Raw genomic sequence first — 24900 nt, forward strand, 5'->3', positions numbered from 1 at the left:
ACCGATATATCAGTGAGAATCCTCTCCTTTTCGTTTTGTCAGGACCCCTGCCTCGCATATGCTGACCGGTGGCCGAACATCGATTCTGGCATTGCGGCACCCGACGTCACCCCCCGAAGTTCGGGTCCGCGCACGGCGGCATCCCATTCCCCCCATGGGATGCCGCCTTCATTTATGGGAGCGATCCCGCTGGGCGCCGGCTCCTCCACAGCGGCTCGGCGGACGCGGTCGTCCACGGATGAACTCCGGCGAAGACACGGCGGGGGAGCAGGCTCCTAGCGTCGGAGCATGTCCGCACCGTTCGTCGTCCGTCGCCGCGTAACGCCCGGCGGGCGTCTCGGCGATTTCGGGGAGACGGATGCCGCGACCCGGCCGGCCGCGGCTGCGCCTGCTCGCGCCGCGGCTCGCACCGCCGCGGGTGTGGTGACAGGCGCCGCGGCGAGTGTGGCGGCGGGCGCTCCGACGCGAGTCGGAGAGGACGCTGCGACCCGACTGACGGGCGCTCCGATGCGGTGGACGAACTCTCCGACCCGGTCGGCGGAGGTGGGACCTTCGGCCGGATCACCGCCGGCGTGGATCCCACGGCGCATCGAAGGTGAAGACGGCGCCGCCCAGCTCCCTGCATCACCCGACCAGCGCGCCGCGGTCGCCTCACGCCCGTCCACGCCGCCCGCGGGCGTCGGGGCGGCCGGCGCTGCGCCGCCCGCCGAACGGCACCCGGTGCTGACCCCCTTCGCGATGTATCTGGACGATCCCTCCGTCACGGATCTGTTCGTCAACGGCGCGGCCGGACTGTTCGTCGACCGCGGGGCGGGGGCGATCGCCGCGCGTGAGTGGCGAGCGACAGAAGAAGAGGTACGCGATCTCGCCGTCGCCCTCATCGGTCTGGGAGGGCGACACATCGACGATGCGTCGCCCTGCGTGGACGTGCGCCTGGAAGGCGGCATCCGCGTGCATGCGGTGCTGCCGCCCATCGCGCCCGAAGGAACGGTCCTCTCCATCCGCGTGCCGCGCGCCGCGGTAGCGACCCTCACCGACCTCCAGCGGACGGGCATGTTCGACGATCGGGTGCGACGCCGCCTCGACGAGGCGATCGGCCGCCGCGAGAACCTCCTGGTGACGGGCGCCGCAGGCGCCGGCAAGACGACGCTCCTGGCGGCACTGCTCGCCGAAGCTCCGGTGGAGGAGCGCATCGTCACCATCGAGGACGTCGCCGAGCTGCGCATCCGTCATCCGCACCACGTGCGCCTCGAAGCCCGGCAGCCCAACATCGAGGGAGCGGGCGGCATCGGCCTGGCTCGACTGGTGCGCGAAGCGCTGCGGATGCGGCCGGACCGGCTGGTGGTGGGGGAGTGCCGCGGCGAAGAGGTGCGTGAGCTGCTGTCGGCGCTGAATACCGGGCACGACGGCGGAGCGGGCACGCTGCACGCCAACAGCCTGCGGGATGTGCCCGCACGGCTGGAGGCGCTGGGCGCTCTGGCCGGTCTCGATGACCGGGCTCTCGCCCGGCAGGCCGCGAGTGCGATCGGGACCGTGATCCACGTCGAGCGCGGGACCGATGGTGTGCGCCGTGTCACCGGGGTCGGACGTCCGGTCGTCGACAGCGAGGGCAGACTCGCCATCGAGGAGGAGCGATGGGGGCCGTCGTGAAAACCTCCTTTCGGCGACCCGTCGACGACGTGCGGCAGGCAGCGGACGTGTCTGAGACCGTGCTGCGGCTCGCCGTGCTGCTGCAGGCCGGCGTCTCACCCGCCCGCGCGTGGGGGCATCTTGCGCGCGCGGGTGATCCGGCGGCCGCTCACGTCGTGTCGTCGATGGACGACGGGATGCCGCTGGCCGAGGCCGTCGCGGCGGCCGGCACCTCCGCCTGGCGCGAGGTGGGAGCGGCATGTCAGGTCGCCGTCGTGGTCGGCGCTCCCTTGGCGGAATCGCTGCGTGGACTCGCCGTCGCACTGCGCGACGCGCAGGAGGCGGCGGACGACGTGCGGGTGGCGCTGGCCGAGCCCGCGGGCACCGCGCGACTCATGGGCTGGCTGCCTTTCGTCGCGGTCGGCCTGGGTGCGGCGCTCGGCTTCGACACCTTCGGCACTCTGCTGACCCAGCCTCTGGGCATCGGCTGCCTGGTCGCGGGCGCGGCGCTCATCCTGCTCTCGCACGGCTGGACCTCGCGTCTGGTGCGCAGCGCACAGGCGGGCGGACGGATGCCGGGGCTCGATGCCGAGCTCATCGCCATCGCGCTGAGCGGCGGCGTCTCGATCGAGCGCGCCCGAGCAGTCGTGCGGGAGGCGAGCGCGCTGCGCGGTGGTGGTGTGCTCGCGACCCGTGCCGGCACGCGTGGCGAGAGCGGCCGCGGCGGGGCCGGGGCGCGAGGCGGCCCAGGCGGCGGCGCGGGGGCCGGAAGCTCCGGCGACGGCGCGGCGGAGACCGGCGGCGCCCAGGTCGGAGTCGGCACATCTTCCGCCGGAGCCGGCGCCGTAGACGCAGGGGCCGCCCGTGGAGCCGGCGACGACGTCGACGAAGTCCTTGCGCTGTCGCGGACGGCGGGTGTCCCCGCAGTGGAGCTCCTGCGCGCGTCTGCCGCGCACGCGCGGCATCGCGCGCGCGTGGACGGACGGCTGCGCGCAGCGAAGCTCTCGTCGAGGCTGCTCCTGCCGCTGGGAGTGTGCACGCTGCCCGCGTTCCTCCTTCTCGGAGTGGGCCCGATGCTCCTCAGCGTCATGTCGACGATGTCGGTGTCGCTGTGATCACTCGGCCGCGGTTCGCGGTGCTCGACCAAAGCCCGGAATCCGGGGTGTGCCCGCCCCGCGCTTCGGTGCCGCGGCGCCCGTCCGGCGCTTCGCGCTGGGGCGCCGGACCATCATCTCGCGATCGCGCCGCTGTGCGCCTCGCCCCCAGACCGTGCCCGCACCACTGGATCCATCGAACGGAGACCCCCATGTCGAAAACCCGGAACGCCACCACGATCCCGCGTCTCACGCGGCGTCGCGCGGAGCGCCTGTTCGCACCGCCGGGCGCAGAGCGCGCCGGCTCCGACGACACCGGTGCGGCGACAGCCGAGTACGCGATCGCGACCATGGCCGCTGTCGCCTTCGCCGGCCTTCTGGTCGTGATCATGCGCAGTGACGAGGTGCGCGGCATCCTGACCGAGCTCGTTCGGCGCGCGCTCACGGTGGCGTGATGCGGCCGCGGCTGGGCGACGACCGCGGGTCGGTCGTCGCCGAGTTCGCGGTCGCCCTCCCGGCGATCGCTCTCGTGCTCGTGGCCGGCGTCGGCGCGCTCGCGGGCGCGGGACGGCAGGTGCGGCTTCAGGACGCCGTCGCCGACGCCGCCCGACTGAGCGCGCGAGGCGAGTCCGACGACCGTGTCCGCAGTGCCGTCGCCGGGGCGGTGGAAGAGGCATCCGTCGACATCCGACCCCGCGGCGAGCTGGTGTGCGTCACCGCGTCGGCGCCCGCGCTGCTCGGCCTCACCCTGACGGCGTCCGGATGCGCGCTGGCGGGCGGCCTGTGACCTCGCTCGCGCGGGCCGCACCGAAGGTCGCCTGATGGCGGGGACGATGGTGGCCGTGGGAGCCGTCGCGGCATGCGCCGTCCTCGCGAGCGGCCTCGCTGCGGTCGGCGCCGCGGCGGTCGCCGGTCAGCGTCTCTCGGCGGCAGCCGACGCGAGCGCGCTCGCCGCAGCGGATGCCGCCTCGGGCGCCGTGCCCGGGATCCCGTGCGAGCGAGCGGGCGAGATCGCCGTCGCCCACGGCGCCGAACTCGAGGCGTGTGAGCTGGACGAGCTCATCGCCACGGTGACCGTTTCGACGCGGTTGGGTCCGCTCGAAGCCCTGGCCTCGGCTCGTGCCGGACCACCCCCTGATTCCGGCTCACAGCGCCCGCACCGATGAGTGGCGTGTATGGTTTGCGTCGAAGAAAGGACGCCCCCGTTGGCAGAAGGCAAGAAGCTCGTCATCGTCGAGTCACCGACGAAGATGAAGTCGATCCAGGGTTACCTCGGCGATGGCTACGAGGTGCTCAGCTCGGTCGGGCACATCCGCGACCTCGCGGACAAGCGCGACATCCCGGCAGACAAGAAGCAGGCGTACGGGAAGTACTCGATCGACATCGACAACGGCTTCGACCCCTATTACGTTGAGAGCGAGCGTGGCAAGAAGACCGTCGCCGAGCTCAAGCGCGCGCTGAAAGGCGCGGACGAGCTCCTGCTCGCCACAGATGAGGACCGCGAGGGCGAGGCCATCGCGTGGCACCTGCTGCAGACGCTCAAGCCCAAGGTGCCCGTCAAGCGCATGGTGTTCCACGAGATCACCAAGGACGCGATCCAGGCCGCCGTCGGCAACACGCGCGAGCTCGATCTCGCGCTCGTCGACGCGCAGGAGACGCGCCGCATCCTCGACCGCCTGTACGGGTGGGATGTCAGCCCGGTGCTCTGGTACAAGGTGCAGCAGGGCACGTCCGCCGGCCGCGTGCAGTCCGCCGCCACCCGCCTGGTGGTCGACCGCGAGCGCGAGCGCATGGCGTTCGTGTCGGCGTCGTACTGGGACATCGAGGCGCTCGCCGCCCCGAACCGGCCGCAGGGGCTCGACGAGTCCTTCTCCACCCGCCTCGCGCGCGTCGACGGCGCAGTCCTCGCCCGTGGAACCGACTTCGACGACCGCGGTCAGCTGAAGAAGGCCGTGCTCGTCCTCGACGAGGCTCAGGTGCGCGAGCTCGCCGCCGCGATCGAGGCGGCGGCCGAGGCATTCGTCACCGCCCTCGAGTCCAAGCCGGGAACCCGCAGCCCGAAGCCGCCCTTCACGACCTCGACGCTCCAGCAGGAGGCCGGTCGCAAGCTCTCGATGAGCGCCAAGCACGCCATGGGCGTCGCGCAGCGTCTCTACGAGAAGGGGTACATCACCTATATGCGCACCGACTCGACCGCGCTGTCGACGCAGGCGGTGCAGGCGGCGCGCGAGCAGGCGGTGAAGATGTACGGCGACAAGGCGGTTCCGCCGAACCCCCGTTCGTACCGCAACAACAGCAAGAACGCGCAGGAGGCGCACGAGGCGATCCGCCCGTCGGGTGAGACCTTCCGCACGCCGTCGGAGGTGTCGGGCCAGCTCGACCGCGACGAGCTGCGCCTGTACGACCTCATCTGGAAGCGGACGATGGCCAGCCAGATGTCCGACGCGAAGTACGAGACCACCACGGTGACCCTCGAGGTCACCGCCGCTGGCCGCCGGGCGGAGTTCACGGCGTCCGGCACCGTCTACACGTTCAAGGGCTTCCTCGAGGCGTACGAGGAGGGCCGTGACGAGAAGCGCGGCGACGCCGACAAGTCCGACGACCAGTCGCTTCCGGCCATGGCGGTGGGCGACGTCCTGCGCATGCGCGAGGTCGAGCCCAAGGGGCACGCGACGAGCCCCAAGCCGCGTTACACCGAGGCCAGCCTCGTGAAGGCGCTCGAGGAGAAGGGGATCGGCCGTCCCTCGACGTTCGCGAGCATCATCGACGTCATCCTCAACCGCGGGTACGTGAGCAAGCGCGGTCAGGCGCTCATCCCCAGCTGGCTCGCCTTCAGCGTCGTGCGACTGCTCGAGCAGCACTTCGCCGACCTTGTCGACTACGACTTCACCGCGGCGCTCGAGGACGATCTCGACGCCATCGCGCGCGGCGAGCAGAAGCGTCAGGACTGGCTGCAGGAGTTCTACTTCGGGTCGGGCGAGCACGTGGGCCTGCGCAACATCGTCGACAACCTCGGCGAGATCGACGCCCGCGCCCTCAACTCGACGCCCATCGGCGACGTCGCGACGCTGCGGTTCGGCAAGTACGGCCCGTACCTCGAGGTCGCCGACAAGGCGAACCCCGAGGCCGAGCCGCGTCGCGTGAACATCCCGGAGGACCTCGCACCAGACGAGCTGACCCCAGCCAAGGCGCAGGAGCTCATCGATGCGCCTGTCGCCGGTGATCGCGTGCTCGGCGAGAACACCGCCAACGGCAAGCTGGTCGTCGTGAAGGACGGTCGCTTCGGGCCCTACGTGCAGGAGACGGACCCGCCCGCGGCCGAAGAGGTCGACGAGGAGACCGGCGAGGTGCTGCCGGTCGCCGAGCCTGCCGAAGCTCCCGCGCCGAAGAAGCGCGGCGCCAAGAAGGAAGCCGCGCCCAAGCCCCGCACCGCGTCGCTCTTCAAGTCGATGTCGGTCGACGCCATCGATCTCGACACCGCGCTCAAGCTCCTCGATCTGCCGCGCACCGTCGGCATCGATCCCGAGACGGAAGCGCCGATCACCGCGCAGAACGGCCGCTACGGGCCGTACCTCAAGAAGGGCACCGACTCGCGCACGCTGCAGAGCGAGCAGCAGATCTTCGACATCACGCTCGAAGAGGCGCTCGCTGTCTACGCGCAGCCGAAGTACGGGGCCCGCGGCGCGAGCTCCGCGCTCAAGGAGTTCGAGGCCGACCCGACCAGCGGCAAGGCGATCAAGCTGAAGGACGGCCGCTTCGGTCCCTACGTGACCGACGGCGAGACCAACGCGACCATCCCGCGCGGCGAGGACGCCATGGAGGTGACGTTTGAGCGCGCGGTGCAGCTGCTGGCCGACAAGCGCGCGAAGGGCCCGGCGAAGCGTCCTGCGCGCCGCACCACGACCACGCGCAAGCCCGCGGCGAAGAAGTGACGCGCGCCGGCGACACCCCACCGGTCCCTGCCGTCCGCCCGGTCGGCGATCCCGTCGAACCACCTCAACCGGCGGAAGGGCTGTTCGTCACGTTCGAGGGCGGCGACGGCGTCGGCAAGACGACGCAGGCGGCGCTCCTGGAGGAGTGGCTGACGGATGCCGGGCGCACGGTCGTGCGCACGCGCGAGCCCGGCGGCACAGAGGTCGGCGTGCTCATCCGCGACATCGTGCTGCACCACCGGGGCGAGGTCGCGCCGCGCGCCGAAGCGCTGCTGTACGCGGCGGACCGCGCGCACCACATCGAGACGCTCGTACGGCCTGCGCTGGCGCGCGGCGAGGTCGTGATCCAGGACCGCTACCTGGACTCCTCGGTCGCGTACCAGGGGGCGGGGCGCGTCCTCGGCCGGGACGAGGTGCGGGACCTCTCGCTCTGGGCGACCGGCGGTCTGCTGCCCGACGTCACCGTGCTCCTCGACCTCGATCCGGCGACCGCCCGCGCGCGGCTGGACGCCGACGACAAGCCCTTCGACCGCCTCGAGGCCGAGCAGGAGCACTTCCACGCCCGCGTGCGCGAGGAGTTCCTCTCGCTGGCCGCAGCAGAGCCCGGCCGGTTCCTCGTACTCGATGCCGCTCGTCCGGCGGACGAGCTCGCCGTCGCCGTGCGTGAGCGGGTGGAGCCGCTGCTCGGCTGAGCATCCGCCGGGGCTGCCCCAGCGGCGCGGCGCGGCGTCGGCGGCCACGGTTAGGCTGGGCGGGATGGATGCCGCGACCCAGCCCGCCAGCGCGGGCGCACCCGACGCGCGCGACGCCGTGGCCGAGAGCGTGCCCTGGGGCGACGTCTGGGGGCAGGACGCCGCGGTCCGGACGCTTCGCGAGGCGGCATCCGATCCCGCGTCCATGACGCACGCGTGGCTGATCACGGGCCCGCCGGGCTCGGGTCGCTCGACGCTCGCGCACGCGTTCGCCGCCGCGCTCATCGCCGAGCCGGGCGACGAGCGCACGATGCGCCAGGTGCTCGCCGGTACCCACCCCGATCTCACGGCGCTGCGCACCGAGGGCGTCATCATCTCCATCAAGGACGCCCGCGCCCTGGTCGAGCGCTCCTACTTCGCGCCGTCGCTGGGGCGCTACCGCGTCATCGTCATGGAAGACGCCGATCGCATGGCCGAGCGGACGTCCAATGTGCTCCTGAAGGCGCTCGAAGAGCCGCCCGAGCGCACGGTCTGGGTGCTGTGCGCCCCCAGCGACGCCGACCTGCTCCCGACGATCCGCTCGCGCGTACGTACTCTCCGGCTGCGCGAACCCGACGTCGACGACGTCGCCGATCTCATCGTGCGCCGCAGCGGCGTCGACCGGGCGATCGCTGAGCAGTCCGCCCGGCACGCGCAGCGCCACATCGGCATGGCGCAGCGACTGGCGACGGATGCCGCGACCCGCGCACGCCGCGACGCCACGCTGCGCGGCGTGCTCGCCGTGCGGGGCGTGGGCGACGCGGTCGAGGTCGCCGGTGCGATCGTCGCCGCCGCGACCGACGACGCGAAGGCCTTGACGGCGGAGCGCGACGAGGCGGAGCGGACGTCGCTCCTGCGCACGCTCGGCATCGCCGAAGGATCCCCGGTGCCGCCCGCGGTCCGCTCGCAGCTCTCCGCGCTCGAGGACGAGCAGAAGCGGCGCGCCACCCGCAGCCTCCGCGACGGGATCGACCGCGTGCTCACCGACCTCGAGTCGATGTTCCGCGACGTCCTCATGCTGCAGTTCGGCCGGGAAGGCGTCCTCATCAACCGCGAGCTCGAGCCCGAACTCCGCGCCCTGGCGACGGCGTGGACCCCCGACCGCACGCTCACGGTGGTCGACCGCATCGGCGTCACGCGCGAGAACCTCGAGCTCAACGCCGCCCCGACGCTCGCCCTCGAAAGCATGCTCGTCACCGTTGCGAGCGGAAGGATCCCGTGAACCGCACCCGCCCCCGCCGCGCCAGCCGCCACCCGCACGCCGAAGACCCGACGGGTCCGGCGCGCAGCCGCGGTCTCCGCAGGATTCCCGCGGTCCTGGCCGGCCTGGTCGCGGCATCCCTCGTCCTCAGCGGATGTCTGTACTCGATGATCCCTGACGCGGCACCGCGGCCGACCACGAGCAAGTCGCCCGACGTCGGGGGAGTTCCGGCCGAGCTGCTGCCCTTCTACGAGCAGACCCTCGACTGGGAGGCATGCGGCGACTTCGACTGCACGATGGTGACGGCGCCGCTCGACTGGGCCGACCCCTCGAAGGGCGAGATCGAGCTGTCGCTCATCCGCAGCCGCGCCGAGGGCACGACCGAGCCGATCGGCTCGCTGCTCACGAACCCCGGCGGTCCGGGCGTGAGCGGCGTGTCGCTGATCCGCGATTCGGTGGACTTCGCCGTCGGCGACCCCGTGCGGGCGCAGTTCGACACCATCGGATTCGATCCGCGCGGCGTCGGCGAGTCGACGGCTGTCACGTGCTTCGACGCCGCCGACATGGATGCGTACCTCTACGACATCCCGGAGAACCCGCGCGGCACCGAAGCCTGGACCGACGAGCTGCGCGAGCGCAACCGCGACTTCGCCGAGGCGTGCGAAGACAACAGCGGCGGCATCCTGCCGTACATCACGACCGACAACTCCGCCCGCGACATGGATCTCATCCGCGCGGTGCTGGGCGACACCGAGCTGTACTACCTGGGGTACTCGTACGGCACCTTCCTCGGCGCGACGTACGCCAAGCTCTTCCCCGACAGGGTCGGCCGGCTCGTGCTCGACGGCGCGGTGGACCCCGCGATCTCCGGGAACGACGTCGGCGTGACGCAGGCGATCGGCTTCGAGTCCGCTCTCCGCGCCTACATGGAGTCGTGCCTCGCCGACGACGAGTGCCCCTTCCGCGGGACCGTGGACGACGCGATGGCCGACCTCGGCACCCTGCTGGCCAGCGTCGACCGCGATCCGCTGCCCAACGCAGACGGCAGGATGCTCGGCGCCGACACTCTCATGACCGCCATCGTGCGCCCGCTGTACGCGGAGAGCACGTGGCCGTACCTCACCACCGCGCTGACGGACGTTCTGCAGGGTGACCCGGCGTTCGCGTTCCTGCTCGCCGACGACTACAACTCCCGTGTCGAAGGCCAGTACATCGACAACGGCACCGAGGCGTTCAACGCGTACAACTGCATGGACTACCCGCTCGACACGACGGAAGAGACGCAGGCCGAGGCCGATGCGCTGCTCGCGGCCGAGGCTCCGACGATCGCACCGTTCTGGGGCGGCTCGGACCCGTGCGAAGTCTGGCCGTACCCGCCGACGGGCGTCCGCGAGCCGATCGCCGCCGAAGGCGCCGCTCCCATCGTCGTGGTCGGCACCACGAACGATCCGGCGACGCCGTACGAATGGTCCGTCTCGCTCGCTGAGCAGCTCTCGTCGGGCGTTCTGGTGACGCGCGTGGGGGAGGGCCACACCGGGTACAACAAGGGCAACGAGTGCGTCGACGCGGCCATCGAGACATATCTGCTCGAGGGCACCCCGCCCGACGGCGACCTGCGCTGCGAGTGACGCGCTCTAGATGAGGAGAGCGGATGCCGCGGGCCGCGGCATCCGCTCTCCCCATTCCTGGACGCGGGCGGCGTCGCTCAGCGGCGCAGCACCCGGCGCGCGAGCGCGTTGCCGATGAACTGCACCAGCTGGACGATCACGATGATCACCAGCACCGCAGCCCACGTGACCCACGGGTTGAACTGCTTGAAGCCGTAGACGATCGCGAACTCGCCGAGACCGCCGGCGGCGACCGCGCCAGCGATGGCCGTCATGTCCACGAGCGCGACGACGATGAACGTGTAGCCGAGGATCAGCGGTCCGAGCGCCTCGCGGGGCAGCAGGCGCAGCAGGATCCGGGATCGGCTCGCACCGGTGGCACGGGCGGCCTCGATCACGCCAGGTCGCACCGTGAGGAGGTTCTGCTCCACGATGCGGCTGATCGCGAAGAGCGAAGCGATCGTGATCGCGAAGATGCCGAACTCCGGGCCGATGCCCGGGATGCCGATGCTGCGGGCGAGCGGCTGCACCGCCGCCAGCAGGATCACGAAGGGAATGGGGCGGAAGAAGTTGACGATGACGTTGAGCGTCCCGAACAGGAACCGGTTCGGGAACAGGCTGCCCGGTCGCGTCGCGTAGAGCGCGAGTCCGACGAGCAGTCCTGCGATGCCGCCGAACACCAGGCTCAGCGACACGACGTACAGCGTCTCGGCCGTGGCCGCCCAGAGCTCCGGGAGCAGATCGACGAGCCTATCCACGGACGTCCTCCTCGATGAGCGGCGCGAACGTGGACGCGGCCCGGATCGCCTGCTCCACGGCGTCGGCCTCTCCGGTCAGCGCCAGTGTGAGATGCCCGAACACGCGGCCGCCGATGTCGTTGATGCCGCCGTGCACGAGCTCGAACCGCACGCCGTGCGACGACAGCGCGGCGAACACGTCGGCCTGCGTCACGTCGCCCTCCCGGATCGTGAACGTCACGATGCGCCCGGGGTGGCGGTCGTGCAGTGTGCGCAGCTGTTCGCCGACCGGCACATCCTCGATGATGCTCGCCACGAACCGCCGCGTGGCCGCGTGCTGCGGGGCGGACAGCACGTCGAAGACGTCGCCGCTCTCGATCACGCGGCCGTGCTCCATCACGATGACGCGGTCGGCGAGCGTGCGGATGACGTCCATCTCGTGTGTGATCACGAGGATCGTGACGCCGAGCTCGTCGTTGATGCGCTTGAGCAGACCCAGCACCTCTTGGGTCGTGTCGGGGTCCAGAGCGCTCGTCGCCTCGTCGGCCAGGAGGATGCGCGGGCTGGTGGCGAGCGCACGCGCGATGCCCACGCGCTGCTTCTGCCCGCCGGAGAGCTGCTCGGGATAGTTGCGTGCCTTGTCGGAGAGTCCGACGAACCGCAGCAGCTCATCGACCCTCGAGGCGATCTCGGCTCGCGGGCGGCGGGCGACCTCCAACGGGTATGCCACGTTCCCCGCGACCGTGCGCGAGTCGAACAGGTTGAACTGCTGGAAGATCATGCCGATGTCGCCGCGCAGCTCGCGCAGCTCGCGCTCGCGCAGGTTCGTCACGTCTCGTCCGTCGATCTCGACGGTGCCGGAGGTGGGAGTCTCGAGGGCGTTGACCAGGCGGAGGACGGTGCTCTTGCCGGCGCCGGAGTAGCCGATGATGCCGCACACCTCGCCGGCGGCGATGTCGAGCGAGACGTCGTCGACGGCGACGACGGGGGAGCCGCCCTTGCCCGACGGCGGGAAGGTCTTGGTCACGCCGGTGAGGCGGATGAGAGTCATGGAGTGCTCCTGGGCGGAACGCGCGTGTGCGGCCCGTGCGCGCGAGGCGCATCGGGCCGCACATGCGGTGCCGTGGTGTGGCGGGCGTTACGAGCCGGCGCGGATGTCGTCCTCGACGTCCTTCAGGGACGTCAGGAGGTCGTCCACGGGCGTCTTGACGAGCACGGCGGACCCGCCGGACACCTCGAGGACGCCGTCCTGCACCGCCTGGGTGTTCTGGTAGATCTCGACGAGCTTGCGGTACGTCGGGTTGTCGGCGTCCTCGGCCTTCGCGGCGAAGATGTTGATGTACGGGAACGCCGACGGGTCGGACGGGTCGTCCTGCGCGAGCAGCTCGTCATCGGTCAGGCCCGACTTCGTGACGAAGTCGTTGTTGACGATCGCGCCCGCGAAGTCGGGGAGCGACGACGCGGTGAAGTCCGCGGCGACGGCTTCGACGCGCACCTTCGACTCGTCCTCGATCACCTCGGCGGGCGTCGAGAACGCCGAGCCGCCGTCCTCGAGCTCGATGAGTCCCGCGGACTGCAGCACGAGCAGCGCGCGGGCGCCGTTCGACTCGTCGTTGGGGATGGCGATCGTCGAGCCCTCGGGGATGTCGTCGACCGAGTCGTACTGGGTCGAGTAGAGGCCGAGCGGGTAGATCGCCGTGGCGCCGATGGGCTCGAGATCGTCGCCGCTCTGCACGTTGTACGTGGCGAGGTAGATGATGTGCTGGAACTGGTTGAGGTCCAGCTCGCCCGCCGACAGTGCGGGGTTGGGCTGCGAGTACTCGCTGAAGTCCACGAGCTCCACCTCGATGCCCTCTTCGGCGGCGGCCTCCTTGTAGGTCTCCCAGTAGGGGTCGCCGGCGCCGACGACGCCGATGCGGACGACCTCGTTCTCGGCGGCGGAGCCGGAGGCGTCGGCATCCGTTGCCCCACCGGCGCAGCCGGCGAGGAGGAGGGCGAAGGGAAGGGCGAGCGCTGCTGCGGCGGTGAGCTTCTTCGGTGTGGACATGTGCGTGCTCCTGTGGATCGAGGCCCGTGTCGGCTTGTGACCGCGCGCACGATCCACGGACCGCGCACGCTTCGTCGCGGACCGCGTTCGAACCTACGTGGGCCGCCGAGGCATCTCGAACCGAGCCGTAACACGTCGACACCGAGTCGGTGACGGCGCGGGATCGGGTTCCGGAGTGCGCCGTGGCCTCGCGTGGTTCGCGAGCACTCCCGAGACCCTGTAAGATCGTTGCTTGTGCATCGCGCAAGCGAGGCGCGCCACCTTAGCTCAGTCGGCAGAGCGATTCACTCGTAATGAATAGGTCAAGGGTTCGATTCCCTTAGGTGGCTCCACATCTCCCTCGCTCTGGCTGGTCTTTCGGTCGACGGGTCTCTTGCAGCCGGCACGCCGGCGCTCGTCGTCTCCCGCACTCGCGGGCGAGACCGGGACCTCGCATGCCTGTTGGCGAACCGGTTGACCTTCACTATCCTGATTGGGAACCGGTTTCTGGCGTCGCTCGCACCGACTGCCGAACCGCGAGCCGAAGGAGGATCAATGAAGATCGACGACGCACGCACCCGCCGGGTGATCATCGATTCCGACGTCAAGAACGAGGCGGACGACCAGTTCGCCGTCGTGCACGCACTGCTGTCGCCGAGTCTCGACATCCGCGGCATCATCCCCGCGCATTTCGGCGCGGGCCGGTCCGCACGGTCGATGCTCGACTCGCGGGACGAGCTCGATCACCTGATCTCGCTGATGGGGGGCAGCGAGGTGCCGATCGCGAACGGCGCCGCCGAGGGATTGCCCGATGAGGCCACCCCGATCGACAGCCCGGGAGCGCGGCTCATCATCGAGGAGGCCCGGCGCACGGATGACGGGCCGCTGTTCATCGCGTTCCTCGGGCCTCTCACCGACATGGCGAGCGCGCTGCTGCTGGCGCCCGACATCGCCGACACCGACACGACCGTGATCTGGATCGGCGGGCCGCCTTACGGCGACCGCGAGTGGCGCGGGACGTGGCCCGAGTTCAACCTGCGCAACGACATCCACGCCGCGAACGTCGTGTTCGGCTCCGGCATCGACATCTGGCAGGTCCCGTCCGACATCTACCGTCTCGTGAGTGTCGGCTACACCGAGCTCCGGCGCCGCGTCGAGCCCTGCGGCGAACTCGGCCGGTACCTCGCGCAGACCGTCGTCGACTTCAACACGGCGCACCACACGGTGCCGGTGGAGTCCCGGTCGCTGGGCGACTCGCCCGCGATCGCCCTCATGCTCGACCCGTGGTGCGCCTCGTTCCGCCGCCAGAGCCCGGTGTCGTTCACCGCCGACGGGCACTGCGTGCCGGCCGAGCGCGGCGGCGATGTGCTCGTCGTCGAGCAGATCGACGTGCGGTTCTTCCTGGAGGACATGTTCGCCAAGCTCGCGGAGTTCGCCGAGGCGGAGGCGGAGCGATGACGGGACGACTCCGTGTCGGAGTCATCGGCGCGCACGGGTACGGCCGACGGCATATCGACCGAGTGCTCACGCGGGGCGACGAACTGGAGCTGGTCGCGGTTGCTGATCCGCGCGGCGGAGGGGACCTGCCGGAGGGGGTGCGGGTCTTCACGGAAGCGTCCGCCATGTTCGAGGCGACCGCGGTAGACCTCGCCGTCGTCAGCACCCCCATCCCGTACCACGCCGATCTCGCCGTGCTCTCGTTGGAAGCGGGCGCGCACGTCCTCCTCGAGAAGCCGCCGGTCGTCTCGACGGGAGAACACCGTCGAGTGGATGCCGCCGCCCGGGTCGCCGCCCGTTCGGTCCAGGTCGGCTTCCAATCGCTGGCGAGCGCGGGGATCGCCGCCGCGCGCGAGCTCATCGCGTCGGGCGGACTCGGCGAGCTCAACCACATCGGTGTGGTCGGGTTGTGGTCCCGCTCGGAGGAGTACTGGCGTCGCAGTCCGTGGGCCGGGCGACGTCGCCTGCCGGACGGTCGGGTGAGTGCCGACGGCGCCGCGACGAACCCGCTGAGTCATGCGATCGCGACGGCGCTCGCGATCGCCGGCGCGGCGGACTCGGGCGATGTGTGCGACGTCCGCACCGATATGCGGCGGGCCGACGACATCGACACCGACGACACGTCTTCGCTCGTGATCGAGCTGACCTCGGGCACTCGGATCGCGGCGGCTCTGAGCGTCACCGCTCCGCTCCAGCAGGAGCCCTACGTGCTGCTCCGGGGCTCGCGGGGCCACGCGCTGTACTTCTACACGCGCGACCTGCTGCAGGTTCACCCCGGCGGCGCTCCCGTTCCGCGCACGTACGCGTTCGAGCGGTCTGAGCTGCTCGACGAGATGATCGCGCACATCCGCCGCGGCGCGCCGCTGTCAGTCCCACTCGCGGCGACCGGCGGGTTCACGCGGGTGCTGGAAGCGATCGTGGCTTCGCCCGAGCCCGTGAGGATCGCACCCGAGCACATCGACGTCGTTCAGCGGGGCGGTGAGGTCTTCCGCGTGGTGCGCGGCATCGAGGAGCTGGTCGAGCGCGCGGCATGGGAAGGCCAGACGTTCGCAGAGGCGGGGGTGTCCTGGTGAACGACGCGAACTCGCAGCCGTCGCTCGGTGCCGCCCCTTCCCTTGGCCTCGGCGAGCGCGCGCGCGTCGTCGTCACGACCGACATCGGCGGAACGGATCCCGACGACTTCCAGTCGATGGTCCATCTGCTGCTCTATGCCGACATGCTCGACATCGAAGGGCTGATCTCGTCACCGTACGGGAACGGGCGTGCCGCCGACATCCACGCCGTGATCGACGCCTATGCCGAGGATCTGCGCAACCTGCGGACGCATCGCCCGACGTACCCCGACGCTGATCAGCTCCGCGCCGTGGTGGCACAAGGGGCTCTCGAGCTTCCGCCCGACGGCGGTGTCTCGGACCCGACCGAGGGTTCGGAGCTGCTCGTGCGCGCTGCGCGTCGCGAAGACCCGCGGCAGCTTCATGTGCTCGCGTGGGGCGGGCTCGAAGACATCGCGCAAGCCCTGCACGATGCGCCCGACATCGCCGGCCGGATGCGAATCCACTGGGTCGGCGGGCCGAACAAGACGATGGGGGTGGACGCCTATCACTACCTGGAGCAGAACCACCGCGACCTGTCGTTCATCGAGTCCAATTCGACGTACCTCGGGTTCTTCCGTGCCGGCGAGGGGACGCTGGCGCCGAAGGAGTTCATCCCCGCTCACGCGGAGGGTCGCGGCGCGCTCGGGGAGTTCTTCGCCGCTCAGCACTGGTACGCGAAGATGGGCGACACGCCCACGGTGACCTGGGTGCTGGGCGGTGCCCAGCGTCCGGATCAGGACAGCTGGGGGGGCCGGTTCGTTCGGATCTGGGATGGTCGCCACTCGGTGCTGCGGCATCCCGCGCATGCCGATGTCGATGTCGTCGAGAACTACGGGGTGGTCGAGCTCCTGGTGGAAGCCCCCCGCGACCTCCCGGCCGATCACGTGACCGACCTCATGTTCGACAATCGCGTGCAGGGGCCGTTCTCGCCTGCGGTCCGCGTGGACGAGTCGACGCTGCGATTCCGGTTCGCACCCCGCGACTATCGGCCGATGCCGTACATCATCCGCAGCACGCACCCCGGCCTGGACGGCATCACCGGGTCGTTCACGAGCGCGCCGCCACCGCCTGAGCGCTGGAAGCATCCATCTGACGCCTACGCGGACTGGTGGTGCGACGATCAGCGCGCCGACCTGGCCGAGGGAGGCATGCCCGGGACCGGCTCGGTGAGCCCGTGGCGCACCGCGGCCATGGCCGACTTCGCCGAGCGCCTGGAGTGGTGCGGCAACGCGGCTGAGCTGCCCGCGCCAGGCGCCTGAACGGGCGATTCGCACGCCCGTGTCGCTTGGACAGGAACCGGTTTCTCGCCTAGTGTGAGGTCATGCCACTCGTCGACGACGCGAGCCAGTACTGCAACCCGATCATCGACGCAGATGTCCCGGATCCCGATGCCATCCGTGTGGGGGATCGCTTCTACCTGGTGGCGTCGAGCTTCCAGCGAGCACCGGGGCTGCCGCTCTTCGTCTCGGACGACCTGGTCGAATGGGAGCGCATCGGCTACGCGCTCGAGCGCAACGAACCCGCCGCCTGGTTCTCCCTGCCGCGCCGCGGCGGAGGAGTGTGGGCGCCGTCGATCCGGCATCACGACGGCCTCTTCCACGTGGTGTACCCCGATCCCGACCAGGGGGTCTTCGTGGTCACCGCCGAGGATCCCGCCGGTCGCTGGTCCGAGCCACGGCTGCTGCTTGCGGGCCTCGGCATCATCGACCCCTGCCCGCTCTGGGACGACGACGGCGCCACGTATCTCGTCCACGGGTGGGCCCGCTCCCGCGCCGGGCGGAAGAACGTGCTCACCGTCGTCCCCGTCGATGCGCAGCTGACCGCGATCGCCGGCCGCGCGATCGACGTCGTCGACGGCGATCGCCTGGAAGGATTCACGACCCTCGAGGGGCCGAAGTTCTACAAGCGCGCGGGCGAGTACTGGATCTTCGCGCCGGCCGGCGGCGTCGCGACAGGATGGCAGACCGTCTTCCGCTCCCGCAGCCCGTACGGACCTTACGAGCACCGGATCGTCCTGTCGCAGGGCGACACCGCGGTGAACGGCCCCCACCAGGGAGCGTGGGTCGAGGACGGAGAGGGCCGCGACTGGTTCCTGCACTTCCAGGACCGGGGCGTCTACGGCCGCGTGCTGCACCTGCAGCCCATGGCGTGGGGCGACGACGGCTGGCCGGTCATGGGGGAGGCGGTCGCCGGTGGTCCTGCGCAGCCCGTGGTGCGGCATCCGTCTCCCCGCGGAGCGCAGCAGGGAATGCGGACCCTCGCACGCGCCGACGACTTCGCCGGGGGCGTGCCGAGCGCGAACTGGCAGTGGGAGGCCAATCCCGACCCCGAAGCCGTCGTTCCTCCGGACGCAGGCGGCCGCGGGGCGAGCGGATTGCTGCTGCGTGGAAGCCCCGACGGCGGGGATCTGCGCACGCTCCCGCGTGTGCTGTCGCAGCCTCTGCCGGGGCAGCCGTCCACAGCGAGCGTCGACGTGGCGATCGCGTCCGCACAGCCGGGTGGCCGCGCCGGCGTCGCCGTTCTGGGACTGGCGTACGTCTGGGCCGGTCTTCGCCACGACGACCAGGGCACGGCGGCCGTCGTCGCGGTACGCGAACGGGACGACCCCGATGAACGCGTGTTCGCGCGCATGCCCGTGGACGTGCCCGAGGTCAGGGTGACGCTCGCGACGGATGCCGACGCCCGTGTCTGCGTGAGCATCGACGCGGGAGGTGCCAGGATCGAGGTGGATCCGCAGTTCCGCGCTGTGGAGGGGCACTGGGTCGGAGCAGGGATCTCGCTCTTCGCCGCACACGGGCACGGACAGGACGAGACGGTCGCCCGTTTCGCGGACTTCGACATCACGATCGGGGAGGCGTGACGATGGCCGGCAAACGCGCACGGACCACACCGACGCGGCCGACGACGATCAACGACATCGCCCGGGCCGCCGGGGTGTCCAAGGCCACGGTGTCGCGTGTGCTCAACGGCGTCCCGACGGTCAACCCCGAGATCGCGCAGCTGGTGCGCGGTGTCATCGACGAGCTGGGCTACACCCCCAGCCAGACGGCGCGCTCGCTGTCACTCGGCGTCAGCCGCACGGTGGGGGTCCTCGTGCCGGACCTCGGCAACCCGATGTTCCACCAGGTGCTGCACGGCTTCAACCAGGCCGCGGCGCGCGACGGCTATCACGTCGTCGTGTCGGACTCGTTCGAGAAGCCGGATGCCGAACCCGAGCTCGCCCGCGACCTCCGCGATCGCACGGACGCCGTGGCGCTGTTCTCGCCGCGCATGACCCGACCGGATCTGCTCGGGCTCCTGCCGCGGGTCGCCCCGGTGGCCGTCTTCAACCGCACCACCGGCAAGAACGCGGGCTCGGTCCTGATCGACTACCACGAAGGCGTCATCGTGCTCGCGCGCCACCTCATCTCGCTGGGACACCGGCGGATCGCGTACCTCGCCGGTCCCGCCGATGCGCGCGCGAACTGGGAGCGGGAGCGAGGTCTCGCCGAGATCCGCGACGCAGAGGCCGACGTCGAGATCATCGAGGTCCCGTGCGGGCACTCCTTCGAGGACGGCTACGACGCCTGGCCGGCGCTGCACGAGACCGGCGCGACCGCGGTGATCGCCTACAACGACGTCGTCGCGCTCGGCCTGCTCGGACGGCTGTCGGAAGAAGGCGTCGCCGTGCCCGGGCAGCTGTCGGTGGCGGGCTTCGACGACATCCCCTTCGCACGCTACTCATCGCCGTCCTTGACGACCATGACCTCGGGTCTCGCCGGCATCGGCGAGCAGCTGTGGGCCGTGCTGCGCGCGGAGATGACACCCGAGCCGTTGCGAGAGCCGATCATGTTCTCACCCGCGCTGGCCCCGCGGGCGAGCACGAAGGCGCCGCGATGACGGCTCGACTCCTCGGAGCCGGCGCAGCGGCGGTGACGCAACAGTCGGGCGTCGACCTGCCGCGGACCTTCTCGCCGCGCCCGTTCCTCACCGCGACGACCCCGTCGGGCGCGCCGGTGACCCAGGTATCGCCGGGAGACCATCTCCATCACCTCGGGGCCAGTCTCGCCCTGCCGGACGTCGACGGCACGTCGTTCTGGGGTGGTCGCACCTACCGGCGAGCGCACGGCTCCGTGATGCTCGACAACCACGGCGTCCAGGTCGTCCGTGAGCAGGAGGCCTCCTCCGGCAGGCTGTGGCAGCGCATCGCGTGGCTGGACGGAGGAGGCCGTCAGCTGCTGGATGAGACCCGGCGCATCGCCGCGCGCGAGGAGGACGGCCGCTGGGAGGTCGTCTGGACGTCCTGCCTCCGCGCGGCATCCGCGGCGGTCAGCTTCGGCAGCCCGCAGACCAACGGGCGGGAGGGCGCGTTCTACGGGGGCATCTTCTGGCGGACCCCCTTCCCGCGTGCACGGGTCTGGACGGCTGACGGCGACGGAGTCGACGCATCGCACGGTTCGCGCTCGCCCTGGCTGGCGATCCAGTCGCAGACGGCGTCCCTGGTCGCCGCGACGACGACCGCGATGCCGTGGTTCGTGCGCAACGAAGGGTATGTGGGATTCCTGCCCGCGGTCGCGGTCACCGAGCGGCGGCTGCTCGTGCCCGGCGAGACGCTGCAGCTGGATCTGGCGGTCTCCATCTCGGACGAGCCTCAGCAGGATCCGGATGCCGTCGCGTCGGGGCTTCTCGACAGGCTCCGCGAAGGCGCCACCCAGGGTGCCGAGGTCGTCGCGTGAGCGGCGGACTGCGGGGGTTCCTGGAGCGGTCCCGGCGAGCCGGCGTCACGATCCACAGCCTGCAGGTGAACGTCGGGGGACGCACCGTCGCCCGTCATGAGCTCCCGCCCTTCGGCACGGGCGTTCCGCACCGCATGTACTCGGTGTCCAAGACGATCACGGCGCTGGCCGTGCTGCTGCTGGTCGAGGAGGATCGGCTCCGCCTCGACGCCCCGATCGCGACGTACTTCCCCGAGATGGGATCGGTCGAGCCCTGGCTTGCAGAGACGCGCATCGACGACATGCTCGCGATGACCGGGCCGCACAGCCGCACCACCTTCGACGACAGCGGGGAGTGGCTCGCGTCGTACTTCCGCCGGCCACCGACGCACCGGCCGGGCACGCAGTTCGTGTACGACACGAGCGCGTCGTACACGCTGGCCGCGCTCGTCGAACGGTGCGCCGGGGTGCCGCTGCTGGAGTACCTGCGCCCGCGCCTGCTCGAGCCGCTGGGGATCGGCTCGTCGGCGCGGTTCCTGACCGGGCCGGACGGATTCAGCCACGGCGGCTCGGGGCTCATCGCTGCGCCGGACGATCTGCTCCGGCTGGGCGAGACGATCAACGGCGCCGGCCGCTTCCGCGGCTCGCGGATCCTGCCCGAACGCGTCGTGCGACGCCTGATCGAGCGACGGGCGGACCCGGGCATGCAGACGTGGGGAGCGCCCTTCCGTGCGGGTTACGGGCGTCAGATGTGGCTGCCGCGGCCGGGCGCGTGGATGATGTTCGGCCTCGGCGGGCAGATCGTCTACGGTGAGCCGGATCGATCGCTGGTGGCGGTCGTCACGGCGGACGCCACGTCGCTCACGGGAGGCGACCAGCGCCTCGTGGAGATGCTGCTCGACGCCCTCTCGCACGATCATCTCGATGACGCGGCCTCGCTCGACGTGCCGCTGAGCTGCCACGACCCGGCGCACTCGCGCACCGTGGCGGGGGAGTTCGTCGCGGTCTCAGGCGAGAACGCCCCGACCCGCGTCGCGCTGTCTCTCGATGCGGACGGCGGCGAACTGGGTATCGGCGACGAACCCCCGCTGCAGTTCTCGACGCGCGGTCCCACGGTGGTGGAGGGTGCGCTCGGCGCTGGGGTCGTCACGGCGGGCTGGTCGCACCCCGGCGTCCTCGAGGTGCGGCTGTCGGCGGCATCCGATGACATCTCGTCGGTCCGGCTGCGGATCGTCGCGACCGGCGACGGCGTCGTGACGGTGCAGTCGCAGGGCTCGGGCCCGGAGATCGGTGCCGCGTGGACGTGGGTGGGCAGCTACCGCCCGGCCGGTACCCGGCCGTCCGACAGCAGCCCGTGGGTGGACAGCCCGGCGTAGACCAGATCGGCGACCATCGCCGCGCCCTCGGTGCGAAGGTGCGTGTCGTCCTGCTGCCCGTCGGGATACCCCTCCCACGCACCGCGGTCGAGCCACATGAACGCCCGCTTGCTCTCGTCCTCGCCCTGGGCCTGCCACAGCACCGCGGTCTCGGCGGTGAGGTCGATGAGCGCCGCGTCCTCGAGCCGCGCGACCGCCCTCGTCTGGTCGGGGTACAGGCCGTGCGTGGACTCCAGCCTTCCGTCGACGAAGTGGCGGCGTTCGATCGGCGTCAGGAGCACCACGGTCGCACCGCGCTCGCGGCCGGCCGCGACGAACCGTCGCAGGTTCGCGGGGAACGCCACCTCGGGATCGCTGAAGCGCTCGCCCTCCTTGGGGTCGTTGTGCCCGAAGCACACGAGCATGAGGTCGCCGTCGCGCACGTCTGCCAGCGCACGTTCGAGCAGCCCCGTGGCGATGAAGCTGCGGGTGGACGCCCCGGGTTTGGCGTGATTGATCACCTCGAGGTCTCCGCGGGCCCCGAGTGCCTGCGCCCAGCCCGCGAGGGGAGCACGGTCGGCGGGGTAGTCGGCGGCGGTGGAATCGCCGGTCACGATGAGGCGCATGCGCTCAGCCCTTCACGGAGCCGATGAGGGCGCCCTTGACGAAGAAGCGCTGGACGAACGGGTAGACCAGGAGCATGGGGAGCGTCGCGACGAAGATCACGGCCATGCGAACCGACTGGGCGGGCGGCACGATGTCGACGGCGGTCTCGTCGGCGTTCATGCCGCTCGCGACGATCACGATCTGGCGCAGCAGCACCTGGATCGGCCACAGCTCGGACTTGTTGATGTACAGGATCGCGCTCTGATACGTGTTCCAGTAGTACACGGCGTAGAACAGGCCGATGGTCGCGATCGAGGCCATCGACAGCGGCAGGACGATCCGCCAGAACACACCGAGCTCGGAGCAGCCGTCGATCCGCGCGGCCTCCTCCAGGCTGTCGGGGATGCCCTGGAAGAAGCTCCGCATGATGATGAAGTTGAACGCGTTGATGGCGACCGGGATCGTCAGCGACCACAGCGTGTCCATCATGCCGAGGTTCTTCACCACGATGAACGTCGGGATCATGCCGCCCGAGAACAGGATCGTGAAGAGCACGAGGAAGTTGATGACGCGGCGGCCCTTGAGATGCCGCTTGGACAGCGCGTAGGCCATCAGCGTGGTGAGCACCAGGCTGATCAGCGTGCCGCCGATCGTGACCACCGCCGAGACGCCCAACGCGCGGAAGATGGTGGGCGTGGAGAAGATGTAGCGGTAGGCGTCGAGCGTGAACGTCTCCGGCCACAGGATGAACGGCCGCGTGGCGAGTTCGCCGGGCGTCGCGAGCGAGCTCGCGAGCACGTTCACGAACGGCAGCAGGCACAGCAGGGCGAACGCGGTCAGGATCAGCCCATTGACGATCACGAAGACGCGCCGCCCCGGCGTCATGCGCCGCCGCCGGCGGTCCTGCTGGCGGATCTTGATCGGGATCGTCGCGTCGTCAAGGCGAGGAGAGATGGTCATGGCGTGCTCCGGGGTAAGGGCTTGCGGACTGCGAACAGCGCGGCTGCGACGAAGAAGAAGAAGGCGACCGGGTACAGCAGCAGCTGCGTCCCGACCAGGCAGGCGAGCCCCGCTCCGACGAACCACCGGCCGGTCGAACGGCGGCGCGGGCGGTGATGTGCGAAGAAGAGGCCGACGGCCCACAGCAGGGCGACGAGCACCAGCGAGTACCCGAACCACGCGGCGAGGGTGTTGAGGGCGACGTCGGCATCGGCATCCGAGATCTCCACGCCGTTGTCGCGCAGCGCCGGGACCACGCCCGTCCGCAGGGTCTCGTCGTCGCTGCGGGTGATGAGCAGCGCGAACCCGCCCTGCAGGACGGCGGCGCCCGCCAGTCCGATGCTCGCGATGGTCACCTCGGCGCGCCGGCGGAACGGCGCCTGCGCCTTCTGCATGCGCGGTGAACCGGTCATGAGCGTCATGCCGGCAGTCCGCCCTGCACGAGGACGTCCGCCGTCTCGTCGGCCACCAGGTCGGGTCCGACGGCGCCGGCGACGCGGAGGCCGGCGACCCGCATGCCGGTGACGAACTGAGCGTGCACGCCTTCTGCCGCCATCGCCGGCACGCCGTCGGCCATGGCCGGCACGACGGGAACGGCGCCGGGCGCGAACGACACGACGACATCGTCGAGGGTGAGGTCTTCCAGCGGCGCCTCGGGTAGGCCCGAGACCCACGCCGCGCACGATTGCACGTTGGTCGCGGTGATGTGCGAGAGATGGATGCCGCGGAATCGAGGTGTTCCGGGTCCCACGGGATGCGGCGCCCGGTCCGAGACGATAGGCAGCTTCCCCTCCGGGCCGCAGAAGTAGAACGGGTTGATCACGAGCGGGCACATCACGCCGTCCATCACGATGTTGCTCACGCGGACGTCGGCGACGGTGCCGCCGCGGCCGCGCCGCGACTTGATCCGGATGCCGCGGTCGGTGCCCTGGAACACGCAGTTCGAGATGACGACGCCGCGCACCCCGCCGCTCATCTCGCTGCCGATCACGACGCCGCCGTGGCCGTGGACCATCGTGCAGTTCGTGATCGCGATGTTCTCGCACGCGACCCGGTCGAGCGAGAGCTCGCTACCCGCCTTGATCGCGATGCAGTCGTCGCCCACGTCGATGTGGCAGTCGCTGATGCGGACGTTGCGGCACGACTCGGGGTTGATCCCGTCGGTGTTCGGCGAGTCGGGCGGGTTCACGATCCGGACGCCGGTGATCCGCACGTCCTCGCAGAGCAGTGGGTGCACGGTCCATGCGGGCGAGTCCCGGAGCGTGACGCCCGAGATCTCGACTCCCGTGCACCCGTGCAGTCCGATCAGCGTCGGGCGGGGGAAGGAGAGGGCGTCACGACGCATCGCGTCCCACCACCAGGCGCCTCCGCCCTCGATGCGGCCACGCCCGGTGATCGCCACGTCGGTCTCGCCCCGCGCGTAGATGCAGGGGGAGTGGATGGTCGTCGCCGCGCCCTCCCACCGCGCGCCGATCGGGGGATAGAGGGCGGGGTCGGCGACGAACCGCAGCACCGCCCCCGCCTCCAGATGGAGCTCCACGCGGGAGCGCAGGCGCAGAGCACCGGTCTCGTGCACGCCCGGGGCGATCGTCACACGACCGCCCCCGGCGTCCGCGGCATCGTCGATGGCGGCCTGGAGCGCCGCCGTCGCGTGCTGCACGCGGCGGGCACCGTTCAGCGTCCTCATGCTCTGCACCT

The 24900-nt window shown here is 70.8% G+C and carries 23 protein-coding genes and 1 tRNA gene; 17 read left to right on the forward strand and 7 right to left on the reverse strand.

Annotation, left to right across the window (positions count from 1 at the left end):
• Window positions 1–738 precede the first annotated feature (738 nt).
• From IM767_RS09370 to IM767_RS09410, 9 genes are all read left to right on the forward strand, one after another.
• On the forward strand, window positions 739–1650 hold the full coding sequence (locus IM767_RS09370; protein ID WP_109210352.1) for a TadA family conjugal transfer-associated ATPase: 912 nt from the start codon (window positions 739–741) through the stop codon (window positions 1648–1650).
• Window positions 1651–1697: 47 nt separating this feature from the next.
• Window positions 1698–2744, forward strand: a complete 1047-nt coding sequence (locus tag IM767_RS09375; protein ID WP_239453266.1) for a type II secretion system F family protein — start codon at window positions 1698–1700, stop codon at window positions 2742–2744.
• Window positions 2745–2935: 191 nt separating this feature from the next.
• Window positions 2936–3178 (forward strand): DUF4244 domain-containing protein, encoded by a 243-nt coding sequence (locus tag IM767_RS09380; RefSeq protein ID WP_109210117.1) that lies wholly within the window; start codon window positions 2936–2938, stop codon window positions 3176–3178.
• Window positions 3178–3510 (forward strand): TadE family type IV pilus minor pilin, encoded by a 333-nt coding sequence (locus IM767_RS09385; protein WP_109210118.1) that lies wholly within the window; start codon window positions 3178–3180, stop codon window positions 3508–3510. The genes IM767_RS09380 and IM767_RS09385 overlap by 1 nt, the downstream gene beginning before the upstream one ends.
• 34 nt (window positions 3511–3544) lie before the next feature.
• Window positions 3545–3889, forward strand: a complete 345-nt coding sequence (locus tag IM767_RS09390; RefSeq protein WP_109210119.1) for an Rv3654c family TadE-like protein — start codon at window positions 3545–3547, stop codon at window positions 3887–3889.
• Window positions 3890–3928: 39 nt separating this feature from the next.
• On the forward strand, window positions 3929–6655 hold the full coding sequence (gene topA / locus IM767_RS09395) for a type I DNA topoisomerase (RefSeq protein WP_109210120.1): 2727 nt from the start codon (window positions 3929–3931) through the stop codon (window positions 6653–6655).
• Window positions 6656–6735: 80 nt separating this feature from the next.
• Window positions 6736–7347, forward strand: a complete 612-nt coding sequence (gene tmk / locus IM767_RS09400) for a dTMP kinase (protein ID WP_109210353.1) — start codon at window positions 6736–6738, stop codon at window positions 7345–7347.
• Window positions 7348–7411: 64 nt separating this feature from the next.
• Window positions 7412–8608 carry a DNA polymerase III subunit delta' gene (locus IM767_RS09405; protein WP_109210121.1) on the forward strand — a complete coding sequence of 399 codons (1197 nt, stop codon included), beginning with the start codon at window positions 7412–7414 and terminating at the stop codon, window positions 8606–8608.
• Entirely contained in the window at window positions 8605–10215 is a 1611-nt protein-coding gene (locus IM767_RS09410) for an alpha/beta hydrolase (protein ID WP_422613772.1), read from the forward strand. Before IM767_RS09405 ends, IM767_RS09410 begins: the two co-directional genes overlap by 4 nt.
• 77 nt (window positions 10216–10292) lie before the next feature.
• Here IM767_RS09410 and IM767_RS09415 read toward each other — a convergent pair whose 3' ends face one another.
• The 3 genes from IM767_RS09415 to IM767_RS09425 all read right to left on the reverse strand — a co-directional run bounded on the left by IM767_RS09415 (window position 10293) and on the right by IM767_RS09425 (window position 12978).
• Entirely contained in the window at window positions 10293–10952 is a 660-nt protein-coding gene (locus IM767_RS09415; protein ID WP_109210122.1) for a methionine ABC transporter permease, read from the reverse strand.
• On the reverse strand, window positions 10945–11982 hold the full coding sequence (locus IM767_RS09420) for a methionine ABC transporter ATP-binding protein (RefSeq protein WP_109210123.1): 1038 nt from the start codon (window positions 11980–11982) through the stop codon (window positions 10945–10947). The genes IM767_RS09415 and IM767_RS09420 overlap by 8 nt, the downstream gene beginning before the upstream one ends.
• 87 nt (window positions 11983–12069) lie before the next feature.
• Window positions 12070–12978 carry a MetQ/NlpA family ABC transporter substrate-binding protein gene (locus IM767_RS09425; RefSeq protein WP_109210124.1) on the reverse strand — a complete coding sequence of 303 codons (909 nt, stop codon included), beginning with the start codon at window positions 12976–12978 and terminating at the stop codon, window positions 12070–12072.
• A gap of 256 nt (window positions 12979–13234) precedes the next feature.
• Here IM767_RS09425 and IM767_RS09430 point away from each other — a divergent pair.
• The 8 genes from IM767_RS09430 to IM767_RS09465 all read left to right on the forward strand — a co-directional run bounded on the left by IM767_RS09430 (window position 13235) and on the right by IM767_RS09465 (window position 21618).
• Window positions 13235–13310, forward strand: a tRNA-Thr gene (locus tag IM767_RS09430).
• Between the two features lie 202 nt (window positions 13311–13512).
• Window positions 13513–14415: a nucleoside hydrolase gene (locus IM767_RS09435; RefSeq protein WP_109210125.1), complete on the forward strand. Its 903-nt coding sequence runs from the start codon at window positions 13513–13515 to the stop codon at window positions 14413–14415.
• Window positions 14412–15527 carry a Gfo/Idh/MocA family protein gene (locus IM767_RS09440; protein ID WP_109210126.1) on the forward strand — a complete coding sequence of 372 codons (1116 nt, stop codon included), beginning with the start codon at window positions 14412–14414 and terminating at the stop codon, window positions 15525–15527. Before IM767_RS09435 ends, IM767_RS09440 begins: the two co-directional genes overlap by 4 nt.
• On the forward strand, window positions 15524–16807 hold the full coding sequence (locus IM767_RS09445; protein ID WP_162564260.1) for a DUF1593 domain-containing protein: 1284 nt from the start codon (window positions 15524–15526) through the stop codon (window positions 16805–16807). Before IM767_RS09440 ends, IM767_RS09445 begins: the two co-directional genes overlap by 4 nt.
• A 62-nt stretch (window positions 16808–16869) precedes the next feature.
• Window positions 16870–18408 carry a glycoside hydrolase family 43 protein gene (locus IM767_RS09450; protein ID WP_109210128.1) on the forward strand — a complete coding sequence of 513 codons (1539 nt, stop codon included), beginning with the start codon at window positions 16870–16872 and terminating at the stop codon, window positions 18406–18408.
• A gap of 2 nt (window positions 18409–18410) precedes the next feature.
• The gene (locus tag IM767_RS09455) at window positions 18411–19427 is read left to right on the forward strand and encodes a LacI family DNA-binding transcriptional regulator (RefSeq protein ID WP_109210129.1); all 1017 of its coding nucleotides are present in this window, start codon (window positions 18411–18413) and stop codon (window positions 19425–19427) included.
• A complete protein-coding gene (locus IM767_RS09460; protein WP_109210130.1) occupies window positions 19424–20263 on the forward strand; it encodes a DUF6807 family protein in 840 nt (279 codons plus the stop codon). Before IM767_RS09455 ends, IM767_RS09460 begins: the two co-directional genes overlap by 4 nt.
• Window positions 20260–21618 (forward strand): serine hydrolase domain-containing protein, encoded by a 1359-nt coding sequence (locus IM767_RS09465; RefSeq protein WP_162564261.1) that lies wholly within the window; start codon window positions 20260–20262, stop codon window positions 21616–21618. The genes IM767_RS09460 and IM767_RS09465 overlap by 4 nt, the downstream gene beginning before the upstream one ends.
• On the opposite strand, the gene IM767_RS09470 is transcribed toward IM767_RS09465, so the two are convergent.
• The 4 genes from IM767_RS09470 to IM767_RS09485 are packed head-to-tail and all read right to left on the reverse strand — an operon-like array spanning window position 21558 to window position 24889.
• Window positions 21558–22223 carry a rhamnogalacturonan acetylesterase gene (locus IM767_RS09470; protein WP_109210132.1) on the reverse strand — a complete coding sequence of 222 codons (666 nt, stop codon included), beginning with the start codon at window positions 22221–22223 and terminating at the stop codon, window positions 21558–21560. The two genes, IM767_RS09465 and IM767_RS09470, sit on opposite strands and share 61 nt — an antisense overlap.
• Window positions 22224–22227: 4 nt before the next feature.
• Complete coding sequence (locus IM767_RS09475) at window positions 22228–23163, reverse strand: carbohydrate ABC transporter permease (RefSeq protein ID WP_109210133.1); 936 nt, start codon at window positions 23161–23163, stop codon at window positions 22228–22230.
• The gene (locus tag IM767_RS09480; RefSeq protein ID WP_109210134.1) at window positions 23160–23624 is read right to left on the reverse strand and encodes a hypothetical protein; all 465 of its coding nucleotides are present in this window, start codon (window positions 23622–23624) and stop codon (window positions 23160–23162) included. Before IM767_RS09480 ends, IM767_RS09475 begins: the two co-directional genes overlap by 4 nt.
• Entirely contained in the window at window positions 23621–24889 is a 1269-nt protein-coding gene (locus IM767_RS09485) for a glycoside hydrolase family 28 protein (RefSeq protein WP_109210355.1), read from the reverse strand. Before IM767_RS09485 ends, IM767_RS09480 begins: the two co-directional genes overlap by 4 nt.
• Between the last annotated feature and the right edge of the window lie 11 nt (window positions 24890–24900).

Source organism: Microbacterium ureisolvens (assembly GCF_015278315.1).
In the GTDB taxonomy this organism is placed as follows: domain Bacteria; phylum Actinomycetota; class Actinomycetes; order Actinomycetales; family Microbacteriaceae; genus Microbacterium; species Microbacterium ureisolvens.

Excerpts from the sequence above, each read along its gene's own strand:
- IM767_RS09370 (WP_109210352.1), top strand. The coding sequence starts at position 739 with ATGTATCTGGACGATCCCTCCGTCACGGATCTGTTCGTCAACGGCGCG.
- IM767_RS09380 (WP_109210117.1), top strand. The coding sequence starts at position 2,936 with ATGTCGAAAACCCGGAACGCCACCACGATCCCGCGTCTCACGCGGCGT.
- IM767_RS09385 (WP_109210118.1), top strand. The coding sequence starts at position 3,178 with ATGCGGCCGCGGCTGGGCGACGACCGCGGGTCGGTCGTCGCCGAGTTC.
- IM767_RS09390 (WP_109210119.1), top strand. The coding sequence starts at position 3,545 with ATGGCGGGGACGATGGTGGCCGTGGGAGCCGTCGCGGCATGCGCCGTC.
- IM767_RS09405 (WP_109210121.1), top strand. The coding sequence starts at position 7,412 with ATGGATGCCGCGACCCAGCCCGCCAGCGCGGGCGCACCCGACGCGCGC.
- IM767_RS09420 (WP_109210123.1), bottom strand. The coding sequence starts at position 11,982 with ATGACTCTCATCCGCCTCACCGGCGTGACCAAGACCTTCCCGCCGTCG.
- IM767_RS09425 (WP_109210124.1), bottom strand. The coding sequence starts at position 12,978 with ATGTCCACACCGAAGAAGCTCACCGCCGCAGCAGCGCTCGCCCTTCCC.
- IM767_RS09435 (WP_109210125.1), top strand. The coding sequence starts at position 13,513 with ATGAAGATCGACGACGCACGCACCCGCCGGGTGATCATCGATTCCGAC.
- IM767_RS09440 (WP_109210126.1), top strand. The coding sequence starts at position 14,412 with ATGACGGGACGACTCCGTGTCGGAGTCATCGGCGCGCACGGGTACGGC.
- IM767_RS09450 (WP_109210128.1), top strand. The coding sequence starts at position 16,870 with ATGCCACTCGTCGACGACGCGAGCCAGTACTGCAACCCGATCATCGAC.
- IM767_RS09455 (WP_109210129.1), top strand. The coding sequence starts at position 18,411 with ATGGCCGGCAAACGCGCACGGACCACACCGACGCGGCCGACGACGATC.
- IM767_RS09460 (WP_109210130.1), top strand. The coding sequence starts at position 19,424 with ATGACGGCTCGACTCCTCGGAGCCGGCGCAGCGGCGGTGACGCAACAG.
- IM767_RS09470 (WP_109210132.1), bottom strand. The coding sequence starts at position 22,223 with ATGCGCCTCATCGTGACCGGCGATTCCACCGCCGCCGACTACCCCGCC.
- IM767_RS09475 (WP_109210133.1), bottom strand. The coding sequence starts at position 23,163 with ATGACCATCTCTCCTCGCCTTGACGACGCGACGATCCCGATCAAGATC.
- IM767_RS09480 (WP_109210134.1), bottom strand. The coding sequence starts at position 23,624 with ATGACGCTCATGACCGGTTCACCGCGCATGCAGAAGGCGCAGGCGCCG.
- IM767_RS09485 (WP_109210355.1), bottom strand. The coding sequence starts at position 24,889 with ATGAGGACGCTGAACGGTGCCCGCCGCGTGCAGCACGCGACGGCGGCG.